Annotated in this window: 16 protein-coding genes; 9 read left to right on the top strand and 7 right to left on the bottom strand. The window is 74.7% G+C overall.

Annotated elements, in window-relative coordinates; translation table 11 throughout:
* Positions 1-67: 67 nt before the first annotated feature.
* Positions 68-1,576 carry an FUSC family protein gene (locus OO62_RS01895; RefSeq protein ID WP_033265353.1) on the bottom strand — a complete coding sequence of 503 codons (1,509 nt, stop codon included), beginning with the start codon at positions 1,574-1,576 and terminating at the stop codon, positions 68-70.
* Between the two features lie 359 nt (positions 1,577-1,935).
* Between OO62_RS01895 and OO62_RS01900 the strand changes: the two genes are divergently transcribed.
* Complete coding sequence (locus tag OO62_RS01900) at positions 1,936-2,553, top strand: HdeD family acid-resistance protein (protein WP_033265354.1); 618 nt, start codon at positions 1,936-1,938, stop codon at positions 2,551-2,553.
* A 24-nt stretch (positions 2,554-2,577) separates the two neighbouring features.
* Here the strand turns inward: OO62_RS01900 and OO62_RS01905 are convergent, their stop codons facing one another.
* Positions 2,578-3,099, bottom strand: coding sequence for a hypothetical protein (locus tag OO62_RS01905; RefSeq protein WP_033265355.1), 522 nt, complete (start codon positions 3,097-3,099; stop codon positions 2,578-2,580).
* Entirely contained in the window at positions 3,096-4,418 is a 1,323-nt protein-coding gene (locus tag OO62_RS01910) for a diacylglycerol/lipid kinase family protein (RefSeq protein WP_033265356.1), read from the bottom strand. Before OO62_RS01910 ends, OO62_RS01905 begins: the two co-directional genes overlap by 4 nt.
* Positions 4,419-4,611: 193 nt before the next feature.
* Here OO62_RS01910 and OO62_RS01915 point away from each other — a divergent pair, with 193 nt between their 5' ends.
* The 5 genes from OO62_RS01915 (at position 4,612) to OO62_RS01935 (ending at position 10,185) form a co-directional block, all read left to right on the top strand.
* Positions 4,612-7,254, top strand: a complete 2,643-nt coding sequence (locus OO62_RS01915) for a winged helix-turn-helix domain-containing protein (protein WP_051732524.1) — start codon at positions 4,612-4,614, stop codon at positions 7,252-7,254.
* A 113-nt stretch (positions 7,255-7,367) separates the two neighbouring features.
* Positions 7,368-7,565, top strand: a complete 198-nt coding sequence (locus OO62_RS01920) for a hypothetical protein (protein ID WP_033265358.1) — start codon at positions 7,368-7,370, stop codon at positions 7,563-7,565.
* 11 nt (positions 7,566-7,576) lie between these two features.
* On the top strand, positions 7,577-8,839 hold the full coding sequence (locus tag OO62_RS01925; RefSeq protein ID WP_106974791.1) for a hypothetical protein: 1,263 nt from the start codon (positions 7,577-7,579) through the stop codon (positions 8,837-8,839).
* A 103-nt stretch (positions 8,840-8,942) separates the two neighbouring features.
* Complete coding sequence (locus tag OO62_RS01930) at positions 8,943-9,422, top strand: Lrp/AsnC family transcriptional regulator (RefSeq protein ID WP_033265360.1); 480 nt, start codon at positions 8,943-8,945, stop codon at positions 9,420-9,422.
* A gap of 55 nt (positions 9,423-9,477) precedes the next feature.
* Positions 9,478-10,185, top strand: a complete 708-nt coding sequence (locus OO62_RS01935) for an HAD family hydrolase (protein ID WP_033265533.1) — start codon at positions 9,478-9,480, stop codon at positions 10,183-10,185.
* A gap of 76 nt (positions 10,186-10,261) precedes the next feature.
* On the opposite strand, the gene OO62_RS01940 is transcribed toward OO62_RS01935, so the two are convergent.
* Both OO62_RS01940 and OO62_RS01945 read right to left on the bottom strand, forming a co-directional pair.
* On the bottom strand, positions 10,262-11,332 hold the full coding sequence (locus OO62_RS01940; RefSeq protein WP_228332588.1) for a sugar ABC transporter substrate-binding protein: 1,071 nt from the start codon (positions 11,330-11,332) through the stop codon (positions 10,262-10,264).
* A 258-nt stretch (positions 11,333-11,590) separates the two neighbouring features.
* Positions 11,591-12,784, bottom strand: a complete 1,194-nt coding sequence (locus OO62_RS01945; RefSeq protein ID WP_051732526.1) for a PucR family transcriptional regulator — start codon at positions 12,782-12,784, stop codon at positions 11,591-11,593.
* A 114-nt stretch (positions 12,785-12,898) separates the two neighbouring features.
* Between OO62_RS01945 and OO62_RS01950 the strand changes: the two genes are divergently transcribed.
* Both OO62_RS01950 and OO62_RS01955 read left to right on the top strand, forming a co-directional pair.
* Positions 12,899-14,068, top strand: coding sequence for a lactate 2-monooxygenase (locus tag OO62_RS01950; RefSeq protein ID WP_033265362.1), 1,170 nt, complete (start codon positions 12,899-12,901; stop codon positions 14,066-14,068).
* Between the two features lie 93 nt (positions 14,069-14,161).
* Positions 14,162-15,130, top strand: coding sequence for a 2-hydroxyacid dehydrogenase (locus OO62_RS01955; RefSeq protein ID WP_033265363.1), 969 nt, complete (start codon positions 14,162-14,164; stop codon positions 15,128-15,130).
* A 75-nt stretch (positions 15,131-15,205) separates the two neighbouring features.
* Here OO62_RS01955 and OO62_RS01960 read toward each other — a convergent pair whose 3' ends face one another.
* On the bottom strand, positions 15,206-15,529 hold the full coding sequence (locus tag OO62_RS01960) for a GYD domain-containing protein (RefSeq protein WP_033265364.1): 324 nt from the start codon (positions 15,527-15,529) through the stop codon (positions 15,206-15,208).
* A gap of 118 nt (positions 15,530-15,647) precedes the next feature.
* A complete protein-coding gene (locus OO62_RS01965; protein WP_033265365.1) occupies positions 15,648-16,565 on the bottom strand; it encodes an oxidoreductase in 918 nt (305 codons plus the stop codon).
* Between the two features lie 81 nt (positions 16,566-16,646).
* On the opposite strand from OO62_RS01965, the gene OO62_RS01970 reads away from it, so the two are divergent.
* Entirely contained in the window at positions 16,647-17,249 is a 603-nt protein-coding gene (locus OO62_RS01970) for a TetR/AcrR family transcriptional regulator (protein ID WP_033265366.1), read from the top strand.
* The last annotated feature ends 42 nt before the right edge of the window (positions 17,250-17,291 follow it).

Raw genomic sequence — 17,291 nt, forward strand, 5'->3', positions numbered from 1 at the left:
CCGGGGACCGGCCGTTCGGCGGCTTCGGCCGGTCCCCGTCGGCCGCGGGCGCGGGCCCGGCGGGCGGTCAGGCCCCGACCAGCGGCGAGGGCCGGCTGCTGTGCAGCGGCGCCGCCAGTTCGGCCAGTGTCCGCTCCAGGCCGTGCAGATGGGCGAGCGCGGTCTCGGGCACCGGTGCGTGCGGAAGGACCGCGTCGGCGCCCGGTGCGCGGCGGGTGGCGCCCGGTGTGGTGAGGGCCTCCACGGCGGCCTCCACCCGCCAGCAGGCGGCGGCGAGGCGGTCGTCGTGCGACGCCTCCGGGTCGGCGGCGACGGACGCCAGCCCGCGGACCTCGCGGGCGCAGTCGTCGAGCAGCGCGAGGACCCGCCGGGCCTTGTCCTTACGGGTGCGCAGCGGGCTGAGCGGGTGCACGAGCGGCGCGAGGGAGAGCCGGACCCGGCCCAGCAGCAGTTCCAGTTCCGCCACCCGGGGGCCGGGGTCGGCGGTCTCCGAGCCGGCGAGGCGGGCCGCCGCCTCGGCGGCACAGGCGTGGACGCAGCGCAGTGCGCGCTGGATCCAGGCGTCCGTGGTGGCGTGGGTGGTCACCGGCAGTACCAGGAGGACGGCGAGGGCAGCGCCGAGCGCGCCGACGCCCGTCTCGGCCAGCCGGAGGGCGAGCAGGCCGGAGTCCAGGACGCCGAGGAGTCCGTAGAGCACCCCGGCCATCACCGTCACCGCGAACATCATCCAGGTGTAGGAGACCGCCGCGGTGTAGAAGATCCCGAAGACGCTCACCGCGACCAGGGCCACGGACGGGACGGCGGCGCCGTGCAGCGGGAGCACCACGACGGCGCCGGCGGCGATGCCCAGTACCGTGCCGAGGATCCGCCGGAAGCCGCGTACGAGCGTCTCGCCCCGGGAGGCGGTGTTCACGAAGATCCACCAGGTGGCGCCCACCGCCCAGTACCAGCGCTGGTCGGACAGCAGCTGCCCGGCCAGCAGGGCGAAGCCGCCGCCCAGCGTGGCCTGGACGGCCTGGCGGGTGGTCGTCCGGGCCAGGCCGGTGCCGTGCAGCGTGACGGGCGGGGCGGGGGGCGGCAGCCGCCGCTCGTAGCACCAGAGTCCGAAGCGGACGGTCGAGGCGGCGAGCAGGGAGAGGGTGACGGCGGCGCACAGTTCGGGCAGCTGCCGGGGCACCGCGTGCAGGAACTGCGTGGCGAAGAAGGTCATGAACGCGAACACCCCGAGGGCGTGGCCGCGGGGGCCCCAGCGCCGGGCGTAGACGCCCAGTCCCATGACCGCGAGGAACGCCGCGTCGCGGGCCGCCGGGTGGTCGTGCAGCAGCGTCGCGAGGGCCAGCACCGGGAACCCGACGGCGGGCAGCAGGGCCGTGGTGAGCGCCTGGCCGCGGACCGTGGCGTCGGTGACGGTGAACAACGCGAGAAGGGCGGCGAGCCCGCCGGTGACGGCCGCGACGAGCGAGTGGCCGGCGAGACCGGTGACGGCCACCGCCAGACCGATGCCGAGGACGGCCCGGGTGGCGCTGCGCAACCGCAGCCGGCCCGGGTCCGGAGCCACGAACATCCTCTTCAGCACAGCTTCCCGCCCCTTTCGATCCATGGGCCGGCAGGTCCCGTCCGGGTGCCGGCATGACAAAGGCGCCGCGGGGTCCGCAGCGCCATCGACGGCACCATGACAGCACCTTCCGGACTGATGGCTCAACACAGGTGGGATGTGCTGGGCCAATGGCACAGTCGGCGGGGCTACGGCGGTGCCAAAAGCGAGCCAATGGCAGAGGTTCCGGGCGGGGGCGGGGCGGCCGTCCGCCACGGGGGCGACGGTCCGCGGGGCGTCGCGGCGCCCGGGAGCGCCGCCCGGCAGCGGGGCCCGGGTCACCCGGAACGGGGGATCCGCGGGCCCGCCGTCCGCTGGACATTCGCAGTCAAGGAGGCGTCATGTCCACACCCACTGATATCCCACCGCGGCACGGCCCCACCGACGCCCAGGACGTCCTGGGCGCCCTGGGCGGCTCCTGGCACTGGGCCCTCGGCTTCGCCCTCGCGACCCTGATCCCCGGCATCCTGGTCCTGGTCTGGCCGGACGAGACGCTCCGGGTGCTGGCCGTCATCATCGGACTGCAGCTGCTGCTGGCCGGCGTCTTCAGCTTCGTACGGGCCTTCTCCCGGGACGCCCGGCAGGGCGGCAGGCTGGCCGGGGTGCTGATCGCGCTGGTGGCCGTCCTGGCGGGCGTGCTGTGCCTGCGTCATCCGCTGCAGACGATCGCCGTGCTCTCGCTGATCGTCGGCGTCTACTGGGTGATGGGGGGCCTGCTGACCGCGTTCGTGGCGATCGCGGACCGCGACCTCGTCCACCGGGGCCTGACCTTCGCCGCCGGCGCGCTCGGCGTGGTGGCGGGGATCGTCGTCCTCGGCTTCCCGGTGCAGTCCGCGGTGGCGCTGGCGCGGCTGCTGGGCCTGTGGCTCGTCGTGCTCGGCGCGCTGGAACTGGCGGTGGCCTTCGCCCTGCGCTCCGCGCTGCGCCGGGCCGCCCCGCCGGCGGCGGACCGGGACTGAGCGCGGGCGGCTCGCTGCTCGCCGTCAGTGCTGGAGCGCGGCCTTGAGGACCACGATGAGCAGGCCGAGCAGCATGTTGGCGGCGCCCGCGGCCAGCATCAGCCGGCGGGAGGCGCCGGCGCGCAGCGTGGCGGCCATCGCCCAGCCGACCTGCCCGGCGAGCGCGACCGCGAGGGCCAGCCACGCGGCCCGTTCGTAGTCCAGTCCGAGCTGCCCGGCGAGAGCCGCGGCGGCGGCCGGCGGGACCGCGGCCTCGACGATCGGCCGCTCGTCGGCGCACACCCGCCGGATCTCCGCCCGGTTCAGGTCCTGTCCGACGACCCGGGCCCCGAAGAGCCGCGCGAAGACGTGCGCGGCCCAGAACACCGCGCCGGTGCACAGCAGCAGGAGAGCGAGCTGGAGCCACGGGGAGGGGCCGAGCGCTCCGGCACCGACCACCACGGACGCGGCGAGCAGCGAGCCGTAGACCGCGCCGCTGTAGTCGACCCGGGCGGGCTCGGCCCGGTGCGGCGGCTTCGGGTGCGCGTCCCGGGTGTGGTCGGTCATCCGGCCCGCCCCCGCGTCAGGGCCAGCCGCCGCACACGTCGCCAGTCCATCGGCGGGGCGGTGGGCCGGACGCCGGGGCGGTGGCGGGGCAGCCGTACGCGCAAGGCACCCGGTGCGATCCGGCAGCGGACCGGCGTGGGCAGCATGAGGGCCTCGCCGTCGACGCCGGCCTCGACGGCCGGGGTGTCCGCGTCGACCACCACCTCCGGGGCGGTGCGTGCGACCAGTCCGGGTCCGCGGCGGCCGCGCAGCATCCAGGCCGCCTGGGCCGCGCTGTCGACGGTGACGCCGAGCACCCCCAGGACGCCGGTGTCCAGCCGTTCGCGCCGTCCGAGACCCGCCGGGTCGCCCACCCCGTAGGGGTTGTTGCTGACCAGCACCGCCTGCGGCGCGTCGAGGGTCAGGTCCTGCGCGCGGACGGCCAGCCGGGGGCCGGCGTGGTGGGTGAGCAGGTCCGGGAGCATGCGCAGGGTCGTACGGGCCTTGTCGTCGCGGTACGCGGGGCTCTGCACGACCGCCGCGTAGGCGCCGAAGGAGGCGTTGTTGACGAAGACCCGCTCCCGGCCCTCGGCCTCGGGCGCCGCCACCCCGATGAAGCCCAGGTCGACGCGGAGCTCGACGCCGTCGGTGAGGGCCGCCAGCGCGCTCGCCGGGTCCGCGCGGTCGAGGCCGAGGTCCATGGCGAAGTGGTTGCGGGTGCCGGCCGGGATGACCATGAAGGGCACTCCGTGCTCCGCCGCGACGCCCGCGACCAGGGCCTGGGTTCCGTCACCCCCGGCGACGCCGAGCAGGTCGGCGCCGTCGTCTACGGCCTGCCGGGCGAGCGCGGCGACGTCCTGCGGCTGCGCCGGGTCGAGCACGGCGACCCGGGCGCCCAGCGCCTCGGCCTTCTCGACCAGCTTGCCCGCGCCGACCTTTCCGCCGCCGGAGCGCGGGTTCATGATCAGGAAGGGCCGGGCGGGAGGGGCGACGGCGGTGCCCGGTGCGTCCGCGCGGCCCTTCCCCACCGTCAGCGCGGCCCTGCCGGTGGACAGCGCCAGGGTCCACAGCCCGAGGGCGACGAGGACGACCCAGAACAGCCCGGCGGCCACGTACAGCACCAGCACGGCGAGCGGCGCCAGCACCACCAGGAGGAGGGCGAACGCCCGCGCCGGGCCCCGGCGGGAGAGCACCCACCACACCCCGGCCGCCGCGACGGCCAGCCCGGCCGCCCCCAGCCCGAGCAGGACGACGCTGCGGAGCCCCGCGAACACCAGCAGGACCAGCAGCGCCGCCGCCCCCGCGGTCAGTGCCACGCGTGCGGTCCAGCGTCCGTCCACGCCCGTCCTCCCTCCTGTGCCCGTGCCGATTCCACCGGCGCGGCCCGGGCCGGCGCATCACCCGATGCGGGCGACGGCCGGCCGGGTGACCATGAAGGGGCCGGTCGCGGTCCCGCGCAGGCGGAGGCGGACGGGCCGGACACCGGACGCCGGACGGGCGCCCGCCGGCCCTCGCAGCTACCGGGTGGTGCCCATGACCGCAGCCTCGCCGACCCCGTCCGGGGACCCGCTGCTCGCCGCGAAGTTGTCGGTGCCACCCGTCCTGCGCGGCCTGGTCAGCCGCCGGCGGCTGCTGGACCGGCTCACCGAGGGGACGAACGGACCGCTGACGCTGGTCACGGGCCCGGCCGGCGCCGGGAAGACCACCGCCGTCGCCTCCTGGGCGCACCATGGCACCGCTCCCGGGCCCGTCGTGTGGGTGACGCCGGACCGCGAGGACTCCCCGCGGGTCTTCTGGGCCCACGTCCTGGAGGCGTTCCGGCGCCGCCTGCTCCTGCCGGACGGCGGCGCCGGCCTGCCGCGCGCGGGTGACAGCGCCGGCCGCGCGCTGCTGGTGCGGTTCGCCGCGGCCCTGGAAGGGCTTGCCGAGCCGGTGGTGCTCGTCGTCGACGGTCTCGACAAGGCGCCCGGCCGGGAGGTGGCCGCCGGTCTGGAGTTCCTGGTGGACCACGCCGGCCCGGGGCTGCGGCTGCTGCTGACCAGCCGGGTGGACCCGCTGCTGCCGCTGCACCGCTACCGGGCGGAGGGCCGGCTGTGTGAACTCCGGGGCGCCGAGCTGGCGTTCACCCCTCGGGAGGCGGCGGCCCTGCTGCGCGGGCACGGCCTGGCGCCCGGTGGGGAGGTCGTCGCCGGGCTCACCCGCCGCACCGAGGGCTGGGCCGCCGGCCTGCGGCTGTGTGCCCTGGCCGTCCAGCGGTCCGGTGACCCGGCCGGCTTCGCCACGTCGTACCTCGCCTCCGAGCAGGCGGTCGCCGACTATCTGCTGGCCGAGGTCCTCGACGCGCAGCCCGCGGCGGCCCAGGAGCTGCTGGCGCGCACCAGCGTCCTGGACCGGGTGCACCCCGAACTCGCCGACGCACTGACCGGGCGGGCGGACGCCGAGCGGATCCTGGACCGGCTGGTGCGGGACAACTGCTTCGTCCAGCCGGTCGCCGGCACCCGGTGGTTCCGCGTGCACCCGCTGTTCGCCGGGGTGCTGCACGCGCGGCTGCGCAGCCGGTGGCCGGGCCTCGAACCGGTGCTGCACCGCCGGGCGGCACGCTGGTTCGCCGCCTCCGGGCAGCTCACCGAGACGCTGGTGCACGCGGCCGCCGCCGGGGACTGGCCGTACGCGGCCGGCGAGGCCGTCCGGCATCTGCTGGCCGGGCGCCTGCTCGCCGGTCTCGACGAGGGGCGGATCGACGCGCTCTTCTCCGGTATGCCGGCCGACGTCCCGGGAGCCGAAGCGGCCCTGGTGACGGCGGCCCGGCTGCTGGCCCGGCACGACGCCGCGGCGGCCCGCCGCTGGGTGCTGCGGGCCGAGCGCCGGGTGCGGCACCGCGAGGCCGCGGCCGGGGCCGGGCCCGAGGTGCGGCTCACCCTGGCGCTGCTGCGGCTGCTGCTGGCGCCGCACGGCACCGGGAGCGGGGCGGGCGCGGCGGCCCGGCGGACCGCGGAGCTGATGGCGGAGGTGCCCGCGTACCGGCTCAAGGAACACCCCGAGATCGAGGCGCTGCGGTGCCACGGCCGGGCCTGCGCACTGCTGGCTGCCGGGCGGCCGGACGAGACCCGGGCCGCCTTCGAGGAGACGGTGCGGGCCTGCACGGGCGAGGCGACCCACCTCGTACGGCATGCGGCGTGGGGGCGGCTCGCGCTGGCCGAGGCCGTCCGCGGTGAGCTCACCGCGGCCGCGGACCACGCCGCCCGCGCGCTCGACGTGGCCGAGCGGCAGGGCATACCCGAGGACCGGCGGTCGGGGGCCGGTCAGCTGGCCCTGGCCACCGTGGCGTGCGAACGCTGCGACTTCCCGACGGCGCGGCACCACCTGGCCCTGGCCGCCGAGTTCACCGACACCGCCGCCGACCCGGTGCTGCGGGCCGAACGGGCCGTCGTACGGTCCCGGGTGGAGCTGGCGCACGGCCGGTGGGCGGCGGCGTCGGCGGTCCTGGACGAGGCCGAGCCGCAGGTGCCGGGGTGGCCCGCCGGGCGGCTGGCCGTGGCGCGTTCGGCTGTCGCGCTGGCCCGCGGCGACCCCGCCGCGGCGCTCTCCGCCCTGCACCGGCCCGGCCCCCCGGGCGCCGGGCGGGCCGCCGTGCCCGGGGACGCCTCGCGGACCGTGGCGCTGGCGCTCGCCCACCTCGCCGCGGGCCGCCCCGCCCGCGCCCTCCGGCTCGTCGCGGCGGCCGACGCCTGCCCGGCGCCGGATCTGCCCGACCGCGTACGCATCGGCCTGCTGCGGGCCCGCGCCGCGGCACTGGCCGGGGACCGGCCGGCCGCCCGTGCCCTGCTGGGTGAGGCACTGGACGCGGCCGCCCCCGAGCAGCTGCGCCGGCCGTTCGCCGAGGCCGGGCCCTGGCTGCGGCACCTGCTCCGGGACGTCCCGCCGCCCGCGGCACGGTGGTTGACGGCCGGGCCCCCGGGCCGCCCGGCCGGCCCGGTCCTCGTGGAGGCGCTGAGCGGCCGGGAGCGGGAGGTCCTGGCGTACGCGGCCCGGATGATGTCCAACGAGGAGATCGCCGCCGCGCTGCACCTGTCGGTCAACACCGTCAAGACGCACCTGCGCAGCGTCTACCGCAAACTCGGCACGTCCCGCCGCCGGGAGGCCGTCGAACGCGGCCGCGAGCTGCACCTGCTGTGACCCGCCTCGGTCCCCGGCCCCGTCGGGTCATCCCCCGCGGGTGATGCCGTTCCGCCGGGCCGCGGACAGCATGCGAGAGGACGGTTTCCAGCGGCGCGAGGGGCGGTGTGGGCATGCGTTACGAGTTCCGTGTGACCGGCCTCGTCTCCCCCGCCCTGGCCGAGGCGTTCCCGGAGCTGGAGCGGGAGCCCGTACCGCAGCAGACGCTGTTCCGCGGCGCGGTGACGGACGAGGCGCACCTGTTCGGGCTGCTGACCCGGTTCCAGGACCTCGGCCTGTCCATCGAGGAGATGCGCCGCCTTCCGGAGTGAGGAGACATGCCATGAGTTCGCCCCGCCCCCTGCGCTACACGGGCGCGACCGTGCTGCTGGTACTGGCTGTGCTCCTGGCCCCGCTCGCCACCGTCGCGACCTGGGTGAGCAGTCAGATCTCCGACTCCGGCAGGTATGTGCAGACCGTCGCGCCGCTGGCCACCGAGCCCTCCGTGCAGAACGCGGTGACCGACCGGCTGACCAACCGGGTGGTCGGCCAGGTCGATGTCCAGGCGATCACCAACTCACTCGCCGCCACCCTCCAGAAGGCCGGCGCCCCGCCCCTGGTGGTCGAGCACACCCCGGAGCTGGCCGGTCCCCTGAAGGACGCGCTCACCAAGACCGTGCACAAAGTGGTGTCGAAGGTGGTGACCAGCGACCAGTTCTCCCAGCTGTGGGACGTCGCCAACCGCCAGGCGCACGCCGCGGTGGTGAAGGTCCTCACCGGGGAGGGGAACAGCGCGGTCCAGGCCCGGGGCAACACCGTCGTCCTGGACATCGGCACCGTCGTCGACAACGTCAAACAGCGCCTGGTGGACGCGGGATTCAAGAAGGCGTCGGCGATCCCGCAGCCCGATCGGACGATCACGCTGCTGAAGACCGACAAGCTCCAGCAGGCGCAGACACTGATGCGGCTGCTCGACGTCCTCGGCGTCTGGCTGTCCGTCGTGGCGCTGGTGTGCGCCGCCCTCGGCATCTGGGTGGCGCCCGCGCACCGGGTGGCGCTGCTGGCCACCGCGATCGGTACCGGGGTGATGATGGCCGTGCTGCTCATCGCGCTCGCCGTGCTGCGCGGCGTCTACCTGGACTCCGTGCCGCCCAGCGCGCTGCCGGAGAACGCGGCCGCCGCCGTCTTCGACACGCTGGTCCGCTTCCTGCGGCAGAGCGCCTGGACGCTCCTCGTCGTCGCGGTGATCGTGGCGTTGACGGCTGCCCTGTACGGCCCGAGCCGTGCCGCCCGCTCGGTGCGCTCCGGAGCGAGCCGGGGCACCGGTTCCATCGGCCGGGCGGCGGCCCGCCGGGGAATGCGCACCGGCACCATGGGCCGGTGGCTGGAGACCCACCGCGGCTGGACCACCGGCGTCGTCATCGCCGGCGGCGCGCTGGCCCTGATCCTGTGGAACTACCCCACTGCGGGGTCGGTGGCGCTCGTCCTCGGCATCGTCCTCCTCGTCCTGGCGATCCTCGGCGTGCTCGCCGCGGCCGGCGGTTCGCCGGTACCCACCGCGACCGGCGCCGACCGGCCGCGCAGCGAACCGGCCGACCCGGACTGACAGCGGCGCCGAACCGCGGGGCAACCGGCTCACCGAGCGCGGGGTTCACTGGGCCATTGGTACAGTCGGGGACCGACTTCGCCGACCGTAAGGGCACGCGACGATGCCAGTGGACGCCCTGGACGCCAAGATCCTCCGACTGCTGCTGGAGCAGCCGCGCACCAGCGTGCGGGAGTACGCGCGGGTGCTCGGGGTCGCCCGGGGCACCGTCCAGGCGCGGCTGGACCGGCTCGAACGGGACGGCGTGATCACCGCGTACAGTCCGCTGCTCTCCCCCGCCGCGCTCGGCCACCCCGTGCTCGCCTTCGTGCACATCGAGGTGACCCAGGGCCATCTGGAGGAGGTGGCCGACGCGCTGGCGGAGGTGCCGCAGATCATCGAGGCGTTCTCGACGACCGGCGGCGGGGATCTGCTGACCCGGGTGGTGGCCCGGGACCCGGCGCATCTGGAGGACGTGATCCAGCGGCTGATCAGCCTGCCCGGCGTGGTCCGTACGCGAACGGAGATGGCGCTGCGCGAGCGGGTGCCGCACCGGATGCTGCCGCTGGTGGAGGCGGTGGGCGGGGCGGCGAAGCCACGCTGAGCGGGGCGGGCCGCCGGGGAGTCGTACCGGAGCGCGGCTTGGCATGCTGGACGGCATGAACGCCTCCCCCACCTCCCAGGACCCGCCCACCCCGGTGATCTTCGATCTCGACGGCACGCTGGTGGACAGCGAGCCGAACTACTACGAGGCGGGCCGCCGGCTGCTGGCCGGCTACGGCGTGGCCGACTTCAGCTGGGAGCACCACACCCGCTTCATCGGCATCGGCACCCGGGAGACCCTGGAGGTCCTGCGCCGCGAGTTCGGCCTCGACGCGCCGGTCGAGGAGCTGCTGGCCGGGAAGAACCGGGTCTATCTGGAGCTGGCCCGGGCGCACACCGAGGTCTTCCCCGAGATGCGGACCCTGGTGGAGCACCTTGCGGCGGCCGGGCATCCGATGGCGGTGGCGTCGGGGTCCTCGCGGGCCGCGATCGAGGCGGTGCTGGCCGGTACGGGGCTGGACGCGCTGCTGACGACCGTGGTCTCGGCCGAGGAGGTGGCGCACGGCAAGCCGGCGCCGGACGTGTTCCTGGAGGCGGCGCGGCGGCTGGGCGCCGACCCCGCCACCTGTGTGGTGCTGGAGGACGCGGCGCCCGGGGCGCTCGCGGCGCACCGGGCGGGCATGCGGTGCATCGCCGTGCCGTATGTGGCCGGCACCGCCGAGGACCCGGCGTTCGCGCACGCCGGGCTGCTGTTCAGGGACGGCCAGCGGGAGTTCACTGCCCGGGCCGCGTACGCGTGGCTCGGGCGGCCGGTGGGGTCCTGAGGGCGCGTCACGGGGCCGATGACCGCCGGGGCGGTCATCGGCCCGGCCGCCACCCGGAGCCGGGTGGCGGCGGCCGTCACTTCAGGCCGAGGGACGCGCAGGCGGTGGCGAGGTCGCCGGCGCAGAGGAGGTCGGTGCGGACCACGCCGTCGCGGACGACGGTGTCGTTCAGATTCTTCTTGGTGACGATCTGCGCCTTGAACAGCCGGGCGGGGATACCGGACTTACTGCTGTTACCGGCGGTAGTCGCGGTCAGCCCGCTGATGCTCTTCCCGCGCAGCAGCCGGAAGGCGATTTCGGCGGCGGTTTCGGCCTCCGGCCGGACTTCCTTGTAAATGGTGAAGGACTGGGTACCGGCGACCACCCGCTGCAGCGCGGGGAGTTCGGCATCCTGGCCACCGAGCGGCACATTCTTGAGGCCGGCCGCCTTCAGCGCCTCGGCGATACCGCCGGCCATGCCGTCGTTGGCGGAGTACACCGCGTCAAATCCTTGCGGGCCACGGGAGTTGATGACGTCCGTCATCTTCTTCTTGGCGATCGCCGCATCCCAGTCGGGGATGTCCTTCTCGTAGACGACCTTATGGACCTTGCCGTCCAGGACGTCGTGGGCGCCCTTCTTGTAGGACGGCGCATTCGGGTCGGTCGGCGAGCCGTTCATCATGACGACATCGGCGGTGGCCGCCCGGGAGCCGAGCGCGTCGAGCAGGCCCTGGCCCTGGAGCCGGCCGATCTTCTCGTTGTCGTAGGAGACGTACGCCGCGACATCGCCCTCGGCGAGCCGGTCGTACGCGACGACCTGGACGCCCTTCTTGGCGGCCGAGTCCACCCAGCTCTTGGCCGCCTGCGCGTCCACCGGGTCAAGAATGATGACCTTTACACCCTTCTTCACGAGGGCGTCGAACTGTCTTTTCTGCGTATCGACTTGCTGCGCGGCATTGCCGTAATCGACCTTGCATTCGAGGCACAGCGAGGCTATCCGCGAGGAAATGATGCGGTGGTCGAACTTCTCGTAGCGGGCCGCTTTGTTCTCCGGGAGAAGCAGACCTATGGCGTCCTTGCCGGCACCGGCTTCCTGTTGATCTTTCCCACAGGCCGCCAAGGGTGCTGCGAGCGAAAGCGCCATTGCGCTCACGAGCGCGCGCCGCATTATTGCATTCATTTTTTCGGTACCTCCCATGGGGCCGCCTGACCCGGCCCAGAACTGTCGCAGTGAACGTCACGTTCCGCCTGATCGTCAAGAATCGAAGCAATAACGATACGAAAGCGAGCCGCAAGTTGAGTCTCTGAACGACGTTCATCCACCGGGCTTACCGGATCGTTCGCTTTATCGGCGAATTGGCCTTTCTCGCCACGGATGCCCCGTTCGACCACTCCTGCGCACTTGCCCGGGGTGCCGCGTCACTGCCTAGGGCCCGATCGTCCGCGCGATGTCCAGCGTCAGCCGCTGCCACGGGTCGCGCGGGTCGCGGTGGGTGAGTTCGGCGATGCGGCGGAGGCGGTAGCGCAGGGACTGGGGGTGCAGGCCGAGCGTGCGGGCGGCGGCGGTCGCGGAGCCGGTGTCGAGGTAGCTGGTGAGCGCCTCCAGCAGGTGCCGGCGGCCCGGGTGGACCAGGGGGCCGAGCAGCAGACGGCTGATCCGGTCGGGGGTGGTGGCCGGGCGGCCGGCGAGCAGCGCCAGGACGTGGGCGTCGCCGTCGGTCAGCACCCTCCCGGGGTGGTGCGCGTGCCTGGGTGCGGTGTCCAGGGCGTCGGCGGCGAGACGGTGCGCCACGGCGATCCGGTCCAGGGGCTCGTCGGAGACGGCACAGCCGCGCAGGGCGCGTTCGCGCAGTGCCTCCGGGGCGGTGCGGCCGACCGCGGCGGGCAGCATCAGCACGAGGCGTGAGCCGCGTACCGTCGCCGTCGAGGTGACCTGGGCGTCGTCGGCGCGCGCGGTGAGCGTGGTGAGCAGTTCGGTGGCCGTCTCCTGGGTCACGCCGGAACCGCCGTCCGGCTCCGTCGACTCGGCGACCAACAGACAGTAGGGATCGGGGAGTTGGGCGCCCAGCCGGGTGGCGCGGTCGGTCAGCGCGCCGACGGAGGCGTGCCGCCCGGCGATCAGGTCGTCGAGCAGCAGCCGCAGCGCCCGGTCCCGGTCCGCCGCGAGGTCCTCACTGGTGACGGTGTAGGCGGCGGCCATCTCCTCGGAGAGGGTGTCGAGGGTGGTCAGCGCCATCCGTGCGAGGGCGAAGGCGTCCGCCGCGTCCGGGGGCGGCGTACAGGCCGCGACCTCGTCCGTGAGGGCCGTCACCGCGACCCGGTAGGCCCGCAGGACCGCCTGCACCGGCCGGCCGTCCGCGGCCCGGGCCGCCGCGATGCCGCGCAGCCGCCGGAGGTCCGCGGGGGTGAGCGCGCCGTCGGTGGCCCACAGGTGCAGCATCCGCTCCAACGCCCAGGAGGCGATGGCGCGCACCTCGCGCAGCCGCTCGTCGTCGAGCGCGGCGTAGGCCGGAACCTGGGTGCGGACGGCGGCGACCAGCGCCGCGACGACCCTCGGGGCGGCGATCAGCTCCTGGCGGATGCGCTCCCGCCCCTCCCGGCCGCCTTCCCGTTCCTTCATCACAGGGTGATGATTCCACCCGCCGGTTGTGCGCAGCGCGGTGGACGGAACTTGTCACTGTCGCCAGGATCGCGGTGGAACAGGCGGTCTCACGACGAGAGGCGGGACGTACGGATGGCGAAGCACTGGGCGGACTTCCAGTACGAGATCTATCTGAACGGCATGACCGGCGCGGTGCCCCGGCTGCCGACCGATCTGACCCGGCTGGAACAGCTCACCGAGCAGCGCCTGGGCCCCGGCCCGGTCGGCTATGTGGCGGGCAGCGCGGGCACCGGCAGCACCGCCGACGCCAACCGGGCCGCGCTGGACCGCCTGCGGATCGTCCCGCGGATGCTCCGCGACGTGCAGCAACGCGACCTCTCCGTCGAGGTGCTGGGCCGTTCGCTGCCCGCGCCGCTCGCGCTCGCGCCGGTCGGCGTGCTGTCGATCATGCATCCGGAGGCGGAGCCGGCCGCCGCCCGGGCCGCCGCGGCGCAGGGCGTCCCGTACATCCTGTCGTCCGCCTCCAGCACGCCGATGGAGGAGGTCGCCGCGGCGATGGGCGACGGCGAGCGGTGGTTCCAGCTGTACTGGGCGAAGGACCGCGAGGTCACCCGGAGCTTCCTGGACCGGGCGAAGGCGGCGGGCTACAGCGCGCTGTTCGTCACGCTCGACACCCCGCTGCTCGCCTGGCGCCCGCGCGATCTCGACCAGGCGTACCTGCCGTTCCTGCACGGCGTGGGCACCGCCAACTACTTCACCGACCCCGCGTTCCGGGCGGGGCTGGCCAAGCCGGTCCACGAGGACCCGAACGCGGCCGTGCGGCACTTCGTGGGGATGTTCGCCGACCCCGCGAAGACCTGGCCCGACCTGGCGTTCCTGCGCGAGAACTGGGACGGCCCGATCGTGCTGAAGGGCATCCTGCACCCGGACGACGCGCTGCGCGCCGCGGAGGCCGGCGTGGACGGCGTGGTGGTGTCCAACCACGGCGGCCGCCAGGTCGCGGGATCGATCGCGGCCGCGGACGCGCTGCCCGGTGTGGTCGAGGCGGCCGGCGACCGGCTCACCGTCCTCTTCGACAGCGGCATCCGCAGCGGCGACGACATCGTCAAGGCGCTGGCGCTGGGCGCGAGGTCGGTGCTGGTCGGACGCCCGTACGCCTACGGGCTCGGGCTGGACGGCCAGGCGGGCGTCGAGCACGTCATCCGCTGCCTGCTCGCCGAACTCGACCTCACCCTGGCCCTGTCCGGCCACTCCCGGCCGGCCACCCTGACCGTCGACGACCTGGTCACCCGGCCCGTCTGACCCCCGCCGCGCCGCGACGCCCCGGCGTCCGGCACGACGCGCCCCGCCCCGCATCCGGGCCCGTTCGCCGGCCCGTACCCCGAGAGGTCACCCATGAAGAACATCCTCGCCGTCGTCTCGCCGCACGTGGGCGGCCGGACCGCCGGTGCCGCGCTCGCCACCGTCTTCCCCGAACAGGCCAGGGTCACGGTGGTCGAAGCGGCCGACGAGGACCCCGCGGCGCTGCGCGAGGCCCACGTGATCATCACCGGCCTGGGCACGGTCACCGCGGCGCACCTGGCCGCGGCCCCGCACCTGGAGCTGGTGCAGTGCGCCAGCCACGGCTTCGACTACGTGGACCTGGACGCCGCCCGGGAGCGCGGGATCCCGGTCTGCAACATCGGCTCCAGCGGTGCCGAGAAGCAGAACGTGGCCGAGCAGACCTTCGCCCTGATGCTCGCCCTCGCCAAGCAGCTGGTCCCGGCCCACACCGCGCTGGTCGAGGCCGACTGGGCACTGCCGCGCCTCCAGCAGTCCATCACCGAGCTGTCCGGCAAGACCCTGGGCATCGTCGGCCTGGGGCACATCGGTGAGGAAGTGGCGCGCCGCGCGGTCGCGTTCGACATGACGGTCGTCTACGCCGGACCGCGGCCGGTGGCTCCCGAGACCGCGGCGCGCCTCGGCGGCGCCCGTCATCTGAGCCTCGACGACCTGCTGCGCACCTCCGACTACGTCAGCCTGCACGCCCCGCTCACCGACGGGACCCGGCATCTGCTCGACGCGGAGCGGCTGGCGCTGCTCAAGCCCACCGCCTTCGTCATCAACACGGCCCGCGGCGCCCTCATCGACCAGGACGCCCTCGCGGACGCGCTGGCCGCCGGCGCGCTCGCCGGCGCCGGTCTCGACGTCTTCGACCCGGAACCGCCGACGGCGGCGCTGCGCCTGCTCAAGGCGCCGAACGTGGTCCTCTCCCCGCACGTCGCGGGCGTCACCCGGGAAACCCTGGTCCGCATCGCGCTGGCCGCCGTCCAGAACGTCGCCGACCACCTGGCGGACAAGCCGCTGCGGGACGTCGTGTCCTAGGGCCCGGGCAGCCCGCCCCGGTCCCGTACCGGCGGCGGGCACCGCGGCGTGGGGGCGTCCCCTGGCCGGGGAAGGTCAGCCGGCGCCGGGCGCGCGGAAGTCGACGCCCTGCCGGGCCGCCTCGTCGATCTCCTCGACCGACAGCAGGGGCACCGTCGTGGACTGCAGCGCCCCGGAAGCGCGGACGGTCATCGCCACGGCGGCCATCGACAGCGGGTCGGGGAAGTCGAGGATGCAGTACAGGTCGGTGTCCCCGTAGGCGAAGTAGATCGCCTCCAGTGAGCCGCCGCGGGACCTGACGACCTGCTCGACGGCGGCGCGGCGGCCGCTCCCGCCCTCGGCGAGCAGCCCCTTCGCCCCCTCGGCCGTATAGCTCGCCTGAACCAGATACTTCGGCATCCCGCGCACTCCTGTGCTCCGACGGCCCGCTGCCAGTGCGGCTACCGCCACTATGACCCGTCGTGCCGCGGCTTCCGCTGCGGTGTTCCGCCGAACGGTGACGGGCTGCGGAGGCGCGTCAGGGCAGCGGCGGGAAGGCGACCCCGGTCAGCTCCTCGGACGCGGTCCACAGGCGCTTGGCGCTCTCCGGGTCGCTGGCCGCGGCCGAGCGGCCCACCATCGCCGGTCCGCCGCGCGCCTCGCCGAGGCCGTCCGGGCCGAGATAGGCGGCGCCGGGCAGGTCCTGGGTGGCGGCGTACAGCGTCGGCAGGGCACCGGCCCGGCTGTCCTGGGCGAGCACGCGGTTGGTCACCCGCATGACGGCCCGTCGGACGGCGCTGGCGTCGTGGCTCTGCAGGTTGGTGGCGGCGTAGCCGGGGTGCGCGGCGAGGGCCCGTACCGGGGAGCCGGCCGCGGTGAGGCGGCGCTGCAGCTCCAGGGTGAACAGCAGGTTGGCCAGCTTGGACTGGGAGTACGCGCGGTAGGGCGTGTACGCGCCGGTGAGGTTCAGGTTGTCGAAGTGGATGCGGGTGCCGGGGGGCGTCTTGTGCGCCGCGGACGCCACGGTGACCACGCGGTCGGTGACGTGCGGCAGCAGCAGGTTGGTCAGCGCGAAGTGGCCGAGGTGATTGGTGCCGAACTGCGTCTCGAAGCCGTCCTTGGTCCGGGACTCGGGGACGGCCATCACTCCGGCGTTGTTGATCAGCAGGTCCAGATCGCCCTGCCAGGCCGCGGCGAACGCACGCACCGAGGCGAGGTCGGCGAGGTCGAGGCGGCGCACCTCCAGGCTGCCCCTGGCGGTGCTGACGGTGGCGGCCGCCTCCTCGCCGCGCCGGACGTCCCGGACGGCGAGGACGACATGGGCGCCGGCCCGGGCGAGGGCCTCGACGGTGGCGATGCCGAGCCCGCTGTTCGCGCCGGTCACGACGGCGGTGCGGCCGGTCTGGTCGGGAAGGTCGGCGGCAGTCCAGCTGCGCGCCTTGGAAGTGTGAGCCATATGTTCAATGTAGGCGTCGACAACAATGCTGTCAATGACAACAATGTAGCTGGTGATTACATCGACGCTAGGGTGGGGGACATGCAGACTCGTCGTTACCACCACGGAGACCTCCGCGCCGCCCTGCTGAGTCGTGCCGAGCAGACGCTGCGGGAGCGGGGGTCGGGCGCGCTGTCGTTGCGGGAACTGGCCCGCGACCTCGGCGTCAGCCATGCCGCGCCGAGCCGGCATTTCAAGGACAAGCAGGCCCTGCTGGACGCGCTGGCACTCGTCGGGTTCGACCGGATGCTGGAGGTGCTGACCGCGGCCCGGGACGAGGGCTCCTCCTTCACCGAGCGCCTGGGGGCGCTGGCCCGCGCCTACGTGGGCTTCGCCACCGCCAACGCCGAGCTGCTCGACCTCATGTACGCCGTCAAGCACGACCCGGCGGCGTCGCGGGCGCTGCTGGAGGCGGTGCACCGGGCGGTCGCGCTGGCCGAGGAGCTGATCGCGGAGGGCCAGCGCACGGGCGAGGTGCGGCCGGGGCCGGTGGACCGGGTCAGCATGCCGGTCTTCACCACCCTGCACGGCTTCGCCGGCCTCGCGGTGAGCAGCATGCTCTCCCCCGAGGAGACGGAAGCCGGACTCGGCGACGTCATCGCTTACATGCTGCGGGGCTGCGCCGCCGGGGGCGACCGGAATTGATGCCTCATCAGTGTCGTCACCCTCGTCAATTCCGGCGCCGGG

The sequence above is a fragment of the Streptomyces lydicus genome (assembly GCF_000717345.1).
Lineage (GTDB): Bacteria > Actinomycetota > Actinomycetes > Streptomycetales > Streptomycetaceae > Streptomyces > Streptomyces lydicus.

Bases quoted from the DNA above. Each gene is read 5' to 3' on its own strand.
- OO62_RS01900 (WP_033265354.1), top strand. From the start codon at position 1,936: ATGTCCACACCCACTGATATCCCACCGCGGCACGGCCCCACCGACGCC.
- OO62_RS01905 (WP_033265355.1), bottom strand. From the start codon at position 3,099: ATGACCGACCACACCCGGGACGCGCACCCGAAGCCGCCGCACCGGGCC.
- OO62_RS01915 (WP_051732524.1), top strand. From the start codon at position 4,612: ATGACCGCAGCCTCGCCGACCCCGTCCGGGGACCCGCTGCTCGCCGCG.
- OO62_RS01920 (WP_033265358.1), top strand. From the start codon at position 7,368: ATGCGTTACGAGTTCCGTGTGACCGGCCTCGTCTCCCCCGCCCTGGCC.
- OO62_RS01925 (WP_106974791.1), top strand. From the start codon at position 7,577: ATGAGTTCGCCCCGCCCCCTGCGCTACACGGGCGCGACCGTGCTGCTG.
- OO62_RS01930 (WP_033265360.1), top strand. From the start codon at position 8,943: ATGCCAGTGGACGCCCTGGACGCCAAGATCCTCCGACTGCTGCTGGAG.
- OO62_RS01935 (WP_033265533.1), top strand. From the start codon at position 9,478: ATGAACGCCTCCCCCACCTCCCAGGACCCGCCCACCCCGGTGATCTTC.
- OO62_RS01940 (WP_228332588.1), bottom strand. From the start codon at position 11,332: ATGCGGCGCGCGCTCGTGAGCGCAATGGCGCTTTCGCTCGCAGCACCC.
- OO62_RS01945 (WP_051732526.1), bottom strand. From the start codon at position 12,784: ATGAAGGAACGGGAAGGCGGCCGGGAGGGGCGGGAGCGCATCCGCCAG.
- OO62_RS01950 (WP_033265362.1), top strand. From the start codon at position 12,899: ATGGCGAAGCACTGGGCGGACTTCCAGTACGAGATCTATCTGAACGGC.
- OO62_RS01955 (WP_033265363.1), top strand. From the start codon at position 14,162: ATGAAGAACATCCTCGCCGTCGTCTCGCCGCACGTGGGCGGCCGGACC.
- OO62_RS01960 (WP_033265364.1), bottom strand. From the start codon at position 15,529: ATGCCGAAGTATCTGGTTCAGGCGAGCTATACGGCCGAGGGGGCGAAG.
- OO62_RS01965 (WP_033265365.1), bottom strand. From the start codon at position 16,565: ATGGCTCACACTTCCAAGGCGCGCAGCTGGACTGCCGCCGACCTTCCC.
- OO62_RS01970 (WP_033265366.1), top strand. From the start codon at position 16,647: ATGCAGACTCGTCGTTACCACCACGGAGACCTCCGCGCCGCCCTGCTG.